The following is a 13,511-nucleotide window of genomic DNA, read 5'->3' as shown; positions in this document are numbered from 1 at the left end:
ACATACTTAACGGTGTTAAGTAAAACAAGTTTCATATTAAAATTTGTTTCGCTTACAATAAGGTTAAGTTTATACATCCTGAAGAAACTTTCTCTTCTTTTGTTAACTTTGAATAGAACACTTTCTATTTACAGATGAGTAACTCGCTGTCTAACATACAAATAGAGCTTCTCAAGACATTCTCTCACGACGTATCAGAGAAAGATTTGCTTGAGGTAAAAAGGCTATTGACTAATTTCTTTGGCAAAAAAGCGATCACAGAAGCCAACAAGAAATGGGATGACAATAGTTGGTCAGACAATAAAGCTGAAGAATTGTTGAAGACTCATAAGAGAACCCACTATCCTAACAGCAAATAAAGGGTTGTGCTTAAAATTGTACTCGACACAAACATTCTGCTCGTTGCTGTCTCTGACAGATCACCCTACCATTGGGTGTATGAGGCATTTTTAAAGGAAAAATTCCAACTCCTGGTTACAACGGAAATACTTTCCGAATACCAGGAAATTATAACCGAACACATGGGCTCGTCAGTAGCCGACAACGTTCTCCTTTCTATCGAAAACTCAGTTAACACAAGTTTCATCACCCGATATTTTAAGTGGAATCTAATAAATGCAGATCCTGACGATAACAAATTTTCGGACTGCGCAGTCGCCGGGAGCTCAGACTATCTGGTAACAGAAGACAAGCACTTTGAAGTATTGAAAAGCATTGGTTTTCCAATAGTAAACGTGATTGGTATTGGTGATTTTAAGCAACTCCTCACATCTGTTAACTGAGGGCATTCTATGGGCACCATAGACAAATTATGAAGCGAACCATTGTCATATATGGACTAAGCATGGCAGTCTTGCTGTTCCTGCTGAAAATGCTGGAATACAGGTTCTTCGTGCGGGATTTGTCATTAGAGATTTACGTTGGCGCTGTAGCCTTGCTCTTTGTACTGATCGGAGTTTGGGCTGGAGGAAAAATAATAGGCAAACGACGAACCACCGTTATCGTACAGCGAAAGTTTCACCTCAACGAGGACGAACTCAGGAGACTGGAGATCAGCCAGCGTGAGTTGCAAGTATTACAGTTAATGGCTGAAGGCTTCTCGAACCAGGAAATTGCAGACAAACTATTTATTTCCCTCAGCACAGTAAAAACTCATACCGCCAATCTATTTTCCAAACTAGACTCAAGGCGCCGGACGCAGGCTGTTCAAAAAGCAAAGGAGCTCAGCCTCATCCAGTAGCAAACTACCCGTACTTTAGTACTATTATTGGCTGAACTCATAAATTCATACCAAAGTATGAGTGGAAAAATGCCTTTGAACGCTTGTTTTGAGACATCACAAATGACAGAATTATGAGAAAAGTAATTATTACCTACGGATTGATTGCAGGTGCCATTGTAGTGGTGCTTATGTACCTCACCATGCCTATTGGCAAGGAGAACGGAAACTACGACCTCGGCATGGTCCTCGGCTATGTGTCGATGATTGCGGCCTTGTCGATGATTTTCTTTGGCGTGAAGGCGTTTAGAGACAAATACCTGGACGGAAGTATCACCTTTGGAAAAGCCCTGTTAACAGGGCTGGCGATCACTCTCGTAGCAGGAATTGTGTATTGCATAGGCTGGGAAATATACTACAACACCGTTGCCCCCGACTTCATGACCGACTACACCAATTTCTACATCGAAAAAATGAAGGATGAAGGCGCCTCGCAGGCTGAAATTGATGAAATGACAGCTTCGATGGATGCTATGGCTGAAAACTACAAAAATCCAGTCGTTCGGTTTGGCATGACGTTATTGGAAATCTTCCCGGTAGGCCTGGTCATATCACTCGTATGCGCTGCGCTGTTTCGAAGCAAAAACTTCCTTCCTGCTGCTGATTAACTTAAAAACCAATTAATAGAAACAATCATGCAAGAGCAAAAAATTGGACATATCATGCACTTTGACCTGACTGTGGAAGACCACGAAGGTGTTAGCGAATTCTACAAAGAAGTGGTTGGTTGGGAAAAGCAGGGCCTCGACATGGGCGGCTACCAGGACTACGTGATGAAAGACAAAGAAGGCAACTTCCTGAGCGGCGTTTGCAAAAAGGCGGGAGGAAATGCCAACCTACCCCCCTACTGGCTGATCTATGTGAAAGTAGAAGACCTGGATGCCAGCATGGAGAATTGTGAAAAGCTTGGCGGAAAAGTAATTGGAGAGAAAAGAAAATTTGGAGAGAACACCTTCTACTGCCTGATTCAGGACCCGGCTGGCGCTTATATGATGCTGATAAATTGATCTAAAAAGCGTGCCTCCAGCTATCGCTGTGGGCACGGCTCCTTTCAGACTACAAAAGTTTACTAAAGTGCAAAAGCATCAAGCACTGTCAAAAGCCTCCATTAGTAGCTAGCGGTAGCATTTATTCCAAAACTTTTGTAGTCTTCGCTTCCAACCATTACCACCTGGCAGCCATGCCATTTTGCGCTCACTTATTCAACTCAAGCACAAACGGAGAAGCAGCAAGTCCAGCTTTATTAATGATATAGTATTCAGGGTCGTTGCTCCAGTCGAACCGGATTGCCTTCGGCTGGCTGACCTCACTTGATGAAATGTGCAAATCGCTCCCTTTAACATTGCCACTCGCTCCGACAAACTTTCCATCTTCACCTGCTATTTCAAAGCTCGCCCCAAGGCCAACCTTATTTTTCTTCAGTTCGATGGCTTCGCCAAAATGGACTACCACAGTATTGCCATCAAGTGAGTACGATTCGTAAGACGGGCCGTTGGCCACAAGAGCCTTATCGTAAGCTACATCTAAGGCCTGCAATGCAAGCCTGCGGCCAAATTCACGCTTGGTCTTCGGATGAACATCGTAAGGATCGCCCAAGTCAATGGATACAACCATGCCCGTGTTGGGCAGCGCCAGCGTTTCCTTCTGCACCTGCCGCAAATAGCTCCAGGAGCTGTTTGGCTTACTGAACTCGTGGGTTTGCTCAATAGTGGTAATCTGGACAAACAAGAATGGTAACTCGCCAAGCCCCCATTTTTTTCGCCAGTCAGTAATGAGCGACGGAAACATTTCCCCATACAGTTCGGCGTGACCAGCATCAGACTCCCCCTGGTACCAGATGAACCCCTTAATGCCATAATGGATAGCTGGTGCCACCATGCCGTTGTAGAGGTAAGTAGTTTGGTTGTGATGACTTGTGATATAACCAAAATCCAGCAGTTTCTCATTTTTAAATCGCCAATCCTCAGCCAGGGGAATAGAGAGCTTATCCTTTGCTGCTGAGAGAAAATAGGCATCAGCATCCCCCATAAATTTGGTCGTACCAAAAGGCTGGGCCATGCGAATCGTTACCACATTTTTTCCGGGCTTGATCAATCCGGGCGGGATACCCATTTCAACAGGTTGCGAGTACAAAAAAAAGCCAAGTTCCTGTCCGTTTAGATAAATCCAACTTTCCCGATTGAGAAAACCCAATGAGAGCCTGAACGCTCCTTTGGTGAATTTTTCAGGAACCTGAACTTCTTTCCTCAACCAAACTACATTCTCGTAATATGTGCCTTCTTCGAGTGGATTAGTTACACCCCAGTTGGTATCATTGTATTCAGTCGCTGTCTTGGACAGGTCATCCTCATTAGGAAAACTAATGGCAAGTCTTCTGGCAAGCGTATTGTCAAGTGAAATTAACTCTGCTTGCCGCCAAGCTCTTTCGTTAAAGTCGTCCGGTGCTGGAGGAATTTCAAGATCCTGTTTGAATTGGCTGGCCGATTCCCTGCTCATCCATGACTTGATGGGCGTTCCTCCCCAGGAGCCGTCGATGACTCCTATCGGAACATTAAGCTCGCCGCTTAATTCCTTTGCGAAGAACCATGCAGTCGAGGAAAAACCAGCTACAGACGCTGGGCTGGCCTCTTGCCAAGCCGATTCTTCAAAATCGCTCAGCTCAACAGGAGACGGCATTTTTGGCACCTTGAATAGTCTGACAGTTGGGTAGTTAGTATCAGTAAGCTCCTCCTCATAATTATTCACCGCCGAATGCGGTATCCACTCCCAGCCAGCAACGGGATGCTCCATATTCGACTGACCTGAAGCAAACCAGACATCGCCAACAAGCACATTGGTAAACGCCAGTTTTTCATCCAATCCTTGCACTTCCAGTTGATAGGGCCCACCAGCCTCGTGAGCAGGTAACTTTACCTGCCATTTCCCTTTTTCGTCGGCAAATGCAGAAGACATCAAGCCATCCAGTTTCACACTGATCTTTTCGCCAGCGGCGGAAGTGCCCCAGACTGTCATTTCAATTCCTCTTTGCAACACCATGTTGTCAGAGAACAGCTGAGCGCAACTCAGCTGAGCCATTGCCTGGCCTGCGAAAACCATGCAAGCAGCAAGGCAAACCGCTACTATGATCCTATGGCGATGGCGTCCATTCATACTTTCATTTTGAAAGACTGATGGTAACTACCTGAACAGGGCCGAGTAAACCAGACTTTTTCAGCGGCACATCCTTCCACGGAGTCAGGTTCTTATTGGCATTGGTAATGTTGGTATTCGTGAACTGTTCCCCAGTGATGGCATCACCTGTCAGTCGGTTCGACCAGGTATTTGCCACCCGTACACTTAGCGTATTTGCCCCCTCTTTGATCATGTCAGTAACATCAAGCCGATAAGGCTTCGTCCACACAATTCCTACTGGCTTACTATTTAACGTTACCTCCGCCATTTCAGCAAGGTCACCCAAGTCAAGGTACACTCGGTTCGCCTCACCACCTGAGCCTGCAAACTCGAATGTCTTATCATACGTGCCGATTCCGGAGTAGTACCTGATGCCATCGGCCTCTGATTGCGTCCAAGAAGTAAGTTGGGGGAAAACAGCTGTGCCAGGCGCTCCCCATGCCTCGTTGAATGAAACGTTCCATTCTCCTTCGATGGTTGTCGACTTTGTCGGGCCACCTGCCGACCTTGAGTAGAAACCATGCGGCGTGTACACAATATCGGTATTTTCGATGCTCCCTTTAGATTTCGCTGGCTGATTAGTGAACACCACAAAGTAGCTCCCGTAAGGTGGGATCGATAATGGCAACAGTGTTACGTTGCCGCTCGCCTCGAACACCGGAATAGACATCATTTCTCCGGTTTTAGGATCCCATAACTCTGGTGCCCTGTTTTGTTGGCGAAAGGATAGTTTTTCAGACACCCAGCTGTCTGTCGTGTTGCGGATGAGGTAAAAATCTGCATCGCCTTTGGTGTAGTGGATGAAATCCAGCTTTCCACTGGCCTGATCGGGATAGCTGAAATCCGGCACTAACCCTAATCCTCTAAGGGCTTCCTCCGGGGTTTGGTTTGACCTCACCTTGCCGCTCACCCACAATTCGTCCGATCCACTCACTATTTCCTGAGTTGCCTCAGGCTAACGAGCCAATCCATTTGCCCGGGTGGGCTTTCCTCCCACGATCACGGCTCCCGAAGCAGCCAAATCTCTCATTTTGGCTAGCGCAACAGGGCTCATTTCCGTATTGTTCCCAAGCGCCAGTACCTTGTACCTGCCAACACCCGGCAGTACAACTTCACCGTTTTCAACAACCAACTCGCTTATTTTATCAGTATTGATTACTTCGTAGTCGTAACCGGGGCCAGCCGTGAATCTTGTGTTCTTGGGTGGCACCAGGTTGGGCACATCGTCGCCGTAGTAGTACAAAACATCGGCTACAAATTTGGCTTGCTGAAGTATGTAAGAGTTTCGGGCCAGGTAATCATTAAAAGCTTTGGCCATGGGCCACCAAACCCGTTTGTCGTTATAGTGAGTGCCCGCCAGATAAACAATACCGGGATAGCCAAACTCTGACGGGTTGTGCGTAAACCCATGGATCACCAGTCGGTTCATGCCTTCACAAAACGCCCGATCCGCTATAATTTTCAAGTCCTTCGGGCTCTCCTGCCAGTCCCAATAGCTGGTAAAAGCTTCTTCTTCAACGATATTTCGCTGATAGATGTGAGATGCAGCCGCAATTTCCTTGACCAGCCAGATATAATCTACCACGCTGTCTTCTTTGTAATACTCCCGGTTGTACCAGAACTCGCCACGGGGCACGTCCAATGACCCCAGAGCCTTCAATGTCTCCACCGGAATGTGGTGCATGTGCCCAGGGCCACCCGACTCTGATATGATCTCAAGTCCGTGGGCGTTACACACCTCTTTTGATTTGGCGTAATGATTTTGAATCATTAGCTCCGAGAATGTCTTTCTAAAGTCGAATTGAAAGTCATCATTTACCTTCTCCTCGTATAGCTGCTCGTCGTAAATAGCAGGAATAAACTTATTGATCTCATACCCGTGCAGCTTCTTAAACATCTGAGGCAATGTCGGCGTCCAGGCAAACTCTTTCGCTTCGTAGCTGGCCAGGTAGAGGTTTTTGAGCGCACTTTGCTTAAAATCTCCCACGAGAGGCTTCAGTTTGTTGATGAAATACATCATGTGCATGCGGGTGGCGGCTGAATCGAAATGATCGATGATGGGGCCGTCCGAATTGGGTGATGGCACAATCAACCGTTCGCCAGAATTGGAACAAATGTATCGGTAGATATTCCAGTCTCCTTCAGGAGCCTGCCAGGTTAGCTCTTCTGCAGCGGCATCAAATTGAGCGGAGAGGTCAAAGATCCGGGAGGTGTCTCCTAAATTTTTGGCGTCTTTTGGAACAGCGACCACTGCGATTTCCTCACTGTACACTGGTCTTCCGCTCGGCAGATAATCAATATTTCTGGGCTTCCCGTTTCTGTCGGGCGTAATTTCCGGAAAGGAAAGTTTTACTTTCACCTCATTCCCGCCTCTCACCTGCGTTTTAGAGGCGTAAAGCGTTTTGGAGGCATGTTTTGGTTCGACCCAGGTTCCTCCTGCATTCCAGCTACTGGCTACTCCGAGCCCCACTTCCAAATCAAGGGCCTTAGCTTCATCAAGGGCCAATTTTATCAAATGAAGCGATTCATCGCCCATAAACGGAGGGCCAGCAGGAATGATCCCTTTTTCATCACTTGCTCGTCGCAACCCAATTTCAAAAATGTCTACGCCGCCAAGGCCAGCGTCCTTGATGGCTCTCAGTTCGGTTTTAAGCCTTACCGAGTCAACATAGCCATTGAGCCACCACCAATACACTTTGGCCCTGGCTTTGACTGGCGGATTCTGAAAACCTTGTCTTAATTCAGCGAGCCCATCATCAGTTTTTGGCGTTTCACATGCAAAGAGCAGCAGCACGGCCGCAAACAGTGTGGCAGAAGCGATATGAAGTATGTTTTTCATGTGTATATAATTTTTTTTTCAGCGGCCACATGGAATAGCTTTTACCAATGAGAATGAATATTTAGCTTTTCGATCCACTTATTCATTTCCCGTGGGTATGGTATTCCTTATGGCTATTCATCTGTATAAAATTTACTTTTTAGGGGCCAGATGGAATAGCCTAAATCCCTTTGGAAATGAAAACTGCTTATTTAAATACCTTTATTCATTCCGTTGGGTATGGTATTTCTTATGGCTATTTCATGGTAGTTTAGTTTTGGCAGTCGATTACTCTATCGGACTAACTGTGATCAATTGGACTGGGCCCAGCAAGCCTGACCTGATTAGTGGTACTTCCACCCACGGCGTCTTGATCTTGTTCAATCCGAAGATGTCTGTGATCTCAACATTTGTGAAGGTGTAGTCCTTGCCTTCCGTCAGAGCATCGCCGGTGATCCTGTTCGACCAGGTATTGGCAATTTCTATCTCCAAAACGTTGTCGGCTGGTTTCAAAACATCAGTCACGTCGAACCTGTAAGGCTTCGCCCACGCAATACCGAGCGACACTCCATTCAACCACACCTCTCCTACTTTTGACAGGTCGCCCAGGTCAAGCAACACCCGCTGGTTTTTCATGGACGATGCGTTGATATCGTACTGAAAGGTCTTCTTATATTTTGCATCGCCAGAATAATATTTGATGCCTTCTATATCGGATTCCGTCCACGAGATCAATTCGGGGAATATTATTCGTTCAGGGCCTCCCCAATCTTGTGAGAAAAACACCTCCCAGGCTCCGCTGATCGGTTGATGTTTCGTGATATTTGTCACCGGGGTAGACTGCCCTGCTTTGGTAGCCTCGAACAAGCCATCTTCCATCACCAAAATACCGTTGGCAGTGTAATCCAGCAAAGGAGGGAAAAGTCCCCGGCTGTTTAACTGCTCAAATTTGGCGGTGCTTTTCCCTTGTTTGAATGTGACAAACGCTGAACCGTAGGGTGCCAGCGACAATGGCAGCCTGATGTACTTCCCATCCTCTCGGTAAATGGTAACGGGCAGCACCGAGCCAGATACCGGATCCCAAATCTCGGGTACTTTGCCCTGCTGTCTGAATCCTATCTCTCTCGACACCCATTGATCGGTGGTATTTCTTACAAAGTAGAAATCCAGCCCCGCTTTGTTATAGTGGATATAGTCGAGCGTGTTAGCAGTTCTGTCCGCATAATCTATGTCCGGCCCCAAGCCAAGCGTCTCCAGCACGGTCACCGGCTGTTGATCGAGTACTTTTTGACTCCCGGCACCCCACAGTTTGTTAAGGGTAGCATTCATCGCCTCAGTGCGGCCAGGAATGTCGGATATTTTCTTGGGCTTAGCTCCAGTCACTCTGGCTCCGGCACGAACCAGCTCGTCGATCTTTTGTAGTACCTGGGGATTGATCTCTCCCTCGTCCTCCAGTGCCAGCACACTAAACGCAGCTCCGGTAGGCAGCACCACTTTTCCATTTTTGACTGATGTTTGTAGCAGTATCTCGGTGTTGGTTATTTCATAGTCATAGCCAGAGGCAACCATAAAACGGCTGTTTTTGTGTCCTGCATAATTGGGGATGGCGTCACCGTAGTAGTAAAGCACGTCTGCAAAAAAGTCAGTTTGCTGCAACACAAATGATATTCGGCCAAGGTAGTCGTTGAAAGGCCTTACTTTGGAGAACCACACCCTTCTGTCGTTGAAGTGGGTGCCGGCATGGTACACAATACCCGGGTAACCGTAGCCCGCCGGGTTATGGCTAAAGCCATGCACCACAACCCTGTTCATTCCTTCTGCAAAAGCCCTGTCGCCGGACGGTTTCATATCGAACGGCCCTTCCTGCCAGTGTTTGAAGGAGGTAAAGGCCTCTTCTTCCACAATACCCCGACCATAAATGTGCGATGCTGCGGAAACTTCTTTCACCATTCTCAAAATATCAATTCCCTGCTCATTGAACCGATCGTGATGGATCCAATACTCCCCTCTCGGCAAGTCCAAAGCTCCCAGCGATTTAAGTGGTTCAACTGGCACATTATGCAAAGGCAAACCCGGGCCACCCGATTCGGAATTGATCTTCAATCCGTACTTGTTCGATATCTCCTTCGCTTTTTTATAAAAATTGGTGACCATCAATTCTGACAAAGTGCGCTGGCGATCCTTTTTAAACTTGCTCACCACCTCTTCGCTGAAATTTTCTTCATTGAAAAGTACCGGCAGGTATTTATTGATCTCATATCCGTTGAGTTCCTTGAAAACCTGTGGCAGTGTGGTTGTCCAGACAAAGCCTGTTGCCTCGTAGCTCGCCAGGTAAAGGCTTTTCAGGGCTGTCTTGCTGAGGTCATCGCCCATAGCTTGCTGAATACGGCCGATGATGTAGAGAAAATGCGCCTCCGTGGCCTGTGCATCAAAGTGGTCGATGATAGGGCCAACTGAATTCTTACTGGGCAGCTTCAATTGCTCGCCTGAATTGGAGCAGATGTAGCGATGCACCAGCCAGTCACCCGACAAATCCCAGGTTAGCTTGTCGCTTTTGGTATCAAACTTTGACGTCAAATCAACGAACTTTGCCGGATCCCAAACGGGCTGTCCATTTTCCATCGGAATACCCACTACAGCCACCTCGGTATAAAAAACAGGCCTGCCGTTTTTCTGAAATTCAATGGCTTTTGCCCTGCCTCTTGTATCTTTTGCCGGGACTTCCGGGAAAGGAAGTTTTACAGTCCCGCCCGACTTACCTTTTACATCGAGGCTTGAAAAATATATTGACTTGGCCGAATTCTCCGGCGTAGTCCACGAACCACCAGCGTTCCAACTGCTGGCCAAATTAAGGCCAACATCCATGTTGTGTTTTTTGGCTTCCAGCAAGGCTACCCGTATTGACTTGAGTGACTCGTCGCTCAAAAAAGCCGGACCAGCTGCCACCATATCGTCAGTTTCACGAACGCCAATCTCAAAAATATCGAAGCCAGAAATACCTCCACGATCCATGGCGGCAATTTCCTCTTTCACACGCACGGTGTCGACCTTACCATTTAGCCACCAGAAGTACACTTTTGGCCTGGCCCCGGGAGGCGGCGACTTGAACCCTTCCTTTAGTTGATCGTAAGATGGTGCGTTTTGGGCAATGGCCTGATCAAAAGAAAAGCAAATCAAAGCTCCAAAGGCAATAAGTACAGAAAAGAGTGTCTTCATGATATAGCGTGTTATATTTCTAAATCGGGTTAATATTTCAATCAATTGGTTCAATTTTTCCCACCTGTTACAGCGGGCTCACAGTAATCAATCGCACGGGCCCCAGCAAGCCTGATTCTACCAACGGGGTTTCTTCCCAAGAAAATCGCTGCCTACCGAAACCTACAACTGTTGTTGTTAGCACGTTGGAATAAGTATAGTCCTTTCCACCCGTCCGGGCGTCTCCTATGATACGATTGGCCCAAACGTTGGCAATTTCTACCTCCACCAGGTTGTTGCCTGCTTTAAGTTTGTCGGTAATATCGAACCGGTAAGGCTTTGCCCAGGTGATTCCCAGCGGTTCTCCGTTGAGCCACACTTCACCTACTTTTGAAAGGTCGCCAAGATCGAGAAACACCCGTTGGTCTTTCATGAGCGTTGCATTGACGTCGTGATAGAATGGCTTTTTGTACCTGGCCATCCCCGAATAGTATTTTATGCTCTCTTCCTCAGAGTCTGTCCATGAGCTCAACTCTGGAAACAGCCTCCTTTCAGGCCCACCCCATTCCAGAGAAAAGAATACTTCCCAGGCTCCAGTTAAGGTTTCAACATTTACATTGTTAATAAGGGGTAAGGATTGGTCTTGCTTTTTTACTTCAAAAGCACCTGCTTCCATCACAAACACTCCATCGGGTGTGTAGTTGAGCATAGGTGGATGCTGTTGAGTTCCCGTAATTTTTGAGAACTTCACCTCTTGCTTTCCTGGCTTGAAAACAACAAAAGTCGAGCCCATAGGTGGTAGTGAAACTGGTAGTTGAATGTATTTGCCGTTCTGATTGTAGATGGTTGCCGGTGAAATTGACCCATTTATTGGATCCCATATCTCCGGCACCCTGGCCTGCTGCCGGAAGCTGATTTCCCTTGACACCCATTCGTCGGTGGTGTTTCTTACGAAGTAAAAATCCAGGCCATTCTTGTTGTAGTGAATGTAGTCGAGTGTGTTGAGCGCTATGTCCGAATAATTGATATCGGGGCCAATGTTGTTGGCCTGCAACACTTCGAATGGCTGCTTTCCGGCCACTACTTTCGCCTTTGAGTTTTGATTCCAAACTTTATCAATCATAGCGGCCATGGCCGGCGTTCCTCCTGGCCTGTCCGATACTTTTTTTGGTTTGGCTCCGGTGATAGTAGCCCCTGCACTTACCAGCTCCTCTATTTTCAGCAACACTGCTGGGTTAATGTCTCCCTCATCCTCCAGCGCCAATAGGTTGTACTGACCACCCGTAGGCAATACAAGCTTTCCATCCTTCACTTTCAGCTGCAAAAGAATCTCAGTATTGATGACATCATAGTCGTAGCCCAGGCCAGCCATGAAACGACCATTTTTCGGTCCTGCGTAGTTCGGCACCGCATCCCCATAGTAGTATAGCACATCGGCTACAAAATCGGTCTGCTGGAACACTGCAGAAACCCTGGCCAGGTAGTCAGTGAAAGGCCGTATTTTCGGGTGCCATATTCTTTTATCATTGAAATGTGTGCCTGCATGGTAAACGATGCCCGGGTAACCAATTCCGCTTGGGTTGTGGCTAAACCCATGAATCACCACCCTATTCATGCCCTCGCAAAACGCCCGGTCGCCGGTTGGCTTCATATCAAACGGGCCTTCCTGCCAGTTCAAAGATGAAGTGAAGGCTTCCTCTTCCACGATGCCCCTACCGTAGATATGAGACGCAGAGGACACTTCCTTCACGACCCGCAGAAAATCTACTCCCTGGTCATTGTAAGCATTGTAGTTGATCCAAAATTCACCACGGGGAAGGTCAAGCGCACCGAGAGCCTTGAGAGGCTCAGCGGGCACATTGTGCATCGGCATACCTGGGCCACCTGCTTCAGAATTGATTTTCAGACCATGTGCGTTGGCTACCTCCTTCGCTTTCTTATAAAAATTGGTGATCATCAGCTCCGACAAAGTCCGCTGATAATCTTTCATAAACTTTTCAACAACTCCTTTCTCGAAAGATGACTGATTAAGGAGCACGGGCAGGAATTTATTTATTTCGTAGCTGGTGAGTGCCTTGAACACAGCTGGCAATGTGGTCGTCCACGTAAAGCCGGTGGCCTCATAGCTAGCCAGGTAAAGGTTTTTCAGCGCAGTGTTCCTCAAGTCGCCCATTTCTTCTGTCAGCACATTGATAATATGAAGAAAATGGGCTTCGGTGGCCTGTGCGTCGAAGTGGTCGATGATAGGGCCGGAGGAGTACTTACTTGGTCGCTTTAACTGCTCGCCAGAATTGGAGCAGATGTAGCGGTGCACCTCCCAGTCACCTGTCAGTGTCCAGTTCAGTTTTTCACTTTCCGGATCAAATTGGCTGGAAACTTCAACGATCTTTGCCGGATCCCAGTCAGGCTTTCCATTTTTCAACGGTATGGCTACAACGGCCACTTCCTGATAAAACACCGGCTTCCCATTTCGTTGGTACTGAATTACCCTTGTTTTCCCAGCTGCATCTATTTTTGAAATCTGAGGGAACGGGAGCTTTATATTGCCCCCCGACTTGCCCTTTACCTCTATTCTCGAATCATAAATCGATTTAGCGGAATTTTCGGGAGTTACCCACGTTCCACCTGCATTCCAACTGCTGGCCATGTTGAAGCCCACGTCCATATTCCTTTTCTTAGCTTCCTCCAGCGCCACCCTGATCACCTTGAGGGATTCTTTGCTTAGAAATGCCGGCCCTGCTTCAACCATTGTATCTACCGGAGGCACACCCGTTTCAAAAAGATCAAACCCCGAAAGCCCCGCTCTGTCCATGGCGGCTATTTCTTCTTTCACCCTAACACTGTCCACATTTCCGTTGAGCCACCACCAGTAAACCTTGGGTCGGGCGCTTTGGGGTGGAGATTGAAACGATGACTTGACCTGCTCGTAGGCAGATGTGCTTTGCCCAACGGCAAAATTGCATTGAAGACAAACGAATAATCCAAGGGCAATAAATGTCGAAAATCGTGTTTTCATAGTAGTGTATGTGTATAATTCAAACCGACTCT

General features: G+C 47.3%; 9 protein-coding genes and 1 pseudogene. 5 read left to right on the top strand and 5 right to left on the bottom strand.

What is annotated here, in order from left to right; all coding sequences use genetic code 11:
* Positions 1 to 134 precede the first annotated feature (134 nt).
* The 5 genes from AAC052_RS08095 (at position 135) to AAC052_RS08075 (ending at position 2,286) form a co-directional block, all read left to right on the top strand.
* The gene (locus AAC052_RS08095; protein ID WP_339812396.1) at positions 135 to 359 is read left to right on the top strand and encodes a hypothetical protein; all 225 of its coding nucleotides are present in this window, start codon (positions 135 to 137) and stop codon (positions 357 to 359) included.
* Positions 360 to 365: 6 nt separating this feature from the next.
* On the top strand, positions 366 to 782 hold the full coding sequence (locus tag AAC052_RS08090; RefSeq protein ID WP_339812394.1) for a putative toxin-antitoxin system toxin component, PIN family: 417 nt from the start codon (positions 366 to 368) through the stop codon (positions 780 to 782).
* Between the two features lie 29 nt (positions 783 to 811).
* Entirely contained in the window at positions 812 to 1,240 is a 429-nt protein-coding gene (locus AAC052_RS08085; protein WP_339812391.1) for a LuxR C-terminal-related transcriptional regulator, read from the top strand.
* 113 nt (positions 1,241 to 1,353) lie between these two features.
* The gene (locus tag AAC052_RS08080) at positions 1,354 to 1,887 is read left to right on the top strand and encodes a DUF4199 domain-containing protein (protein ID WP_317491240.1); all 534 of its coding nucleotides are present in this window, start codon (positions 1,354 to 1,356) and stop codon (positions 1,885 to 1,887) included.
* A gap of 27 nt (positions 1,888 to 1,914) precedes the next feature.
* Positions 1,915 to 2,286 carry a VOC family protein gene (locus AAC052_RS08075; RefSeq protein ID WP_339812388.1) on the top strand — a complete coding sequence of 124 codons (372 nt, stop codon included), beginning with the start codon at positions 1,915 to 1,917 and terminating at the stop codon, positions 2,284 to 2,286.
* A 187-nt stretch (positions 2,287 to 2,473) separates the two neighbouring features.
* On the opposite strand, the gene AAC052_RS08070 is transcribed toward AAC052_RS08075, so the two are convergent.
* From AAC052_RS08070 to AAC052_RS08050, 5 genes and pseudogenes are all read right to left on the bottom strand, one after another.
* Positions 2,474 to 4,429 (bottom strand): sialate O-acetylesterase, encoded by a 1,956-nt coding sequence (locus AAC052_RS08070; RefSeq protein ID WP_339812387.1) that lies wholly within the window; start codon positions 4,427 to 4,429, stop codon positions 2,474 to 2,476.
* Between the two features lie 4 nt (positions 4,430 to 4,433).
* Positions 4,434 to 5,120, bottom strand: coding sequence for a glycosylhydrolase-like jelly roll fold domain-containing protein (locus AAC052_RS08065; RefSeq protein WP_339812475.1), 687 nt, complete (start codon positions 5,118 to 5,120; stop codon positions 4,434 to 4,436).
* A gap of 3 nt (positions 5,121 to 5,123) precedes the next feature.
* Positions 5,124 to 7,289 (bottom strand): annotated as a pseudogene (locus AAC052_RS08060) (glycosyl hydrolase); the annotation flags it as partial.
* A 267-nt stretch (positions 7,290 to 7,556) separates the two neighbouring features.
* On the bottom strand, positions 7,557 to 10,484 hold the full coding sequence (locus AAC052_RS08055; RefSeq protein WP_339812385.1) for a glycosyl hydrolase: 2,928 nt from the start codon (positions 10,482 to 10,484) through the stop codon (positions 7,557 to 7,559).
* A gap of 67 nt (positions 10,485 to 10,551) precedes the next feature.
* Entirely contained in the window at positions 10,552 to 13,479 is a 2,928-nt protein-coding gene (locus tag AAC052_RS08050; RefSeq protein WP_339812383.1) for a glycosyl hydrolase, read from the bottom strand.
* Between the last annotated feature and the right edge of the window lie 32 nt (positions 13,480 to 13,511).

The sequence above is a fragment of the uncultured Imperialibacter sp. genome (assembly GCF_963974565.1).
GTDB lineage: Bacteria > Bacteroidota > Bacteroidia > Cytophagales > Cyclobacteriaceae > Imperialibacter > Imperialibacter roseus.
This window is presented reverse-complemented; position numbering and strand designations above follow the sequence as displayed.

Excerpts from the sequence above, each read along its gene's own strand:
- AAC052_RS08050 (WP_339812383.1), bottom strand. The coding sequence starts at position 13,479 with ATGAAAACACGATTTTCGACATTTATTGCCCTTGGATTATTCGTTTGT.
- AAC052_RS08095 (WP_339812396.1), top strand. The coding sequence starts at position 135 with ATGAGTAACTCGCTGTCTAACATACAAATAGAGCTTCTCAAGACATTC.
- AAC052_RS08070 (WP_339812387.1), bottom strand. The coding sequence starts at position 4,429 with ATGAATGGACGCCATCGCCATAGGATCATAGTAGCGGTTTGCCTTGCT.
- AAC052_RS08055 (WP_339812385.1), bottom strand. The coding sequence starts at position 10,484 with ATGAAGACACTCTTTTCTGTACTTATTGCCTTTGGAGCTTTGATTTGC.
- AAC052_RS08065 (WP_339812475.1), bottom strand. The coding sequence starts at position 5,120 with ATGTCTATTCCGGTGTTCGAGGCGAGCGGCAACGTAACACTGTTGCCA.
- AAC052_RS08080 (WP_317491240.1), top strand. The coding sequence starts at position 1,354 with ATGAGAAAAGTAATTATTACCTACGGATTGATTGCAGGTGCCATTGTA.
- AAC052_RS08075 (WP_339812388.1), top strand. The coding sequence starts at position 1,915 with ATGCAAGAGCAAAAAATTGGACATATCATGCACTTTGACCTGACTGTG.
- AAC052_RS08085 (WP_339812391.1), top strand. The coding sequence starts at position 812 with ATGAAGCGAACCATTGTCATATATGGACTAAGCATGGCAGTCTTGCTG.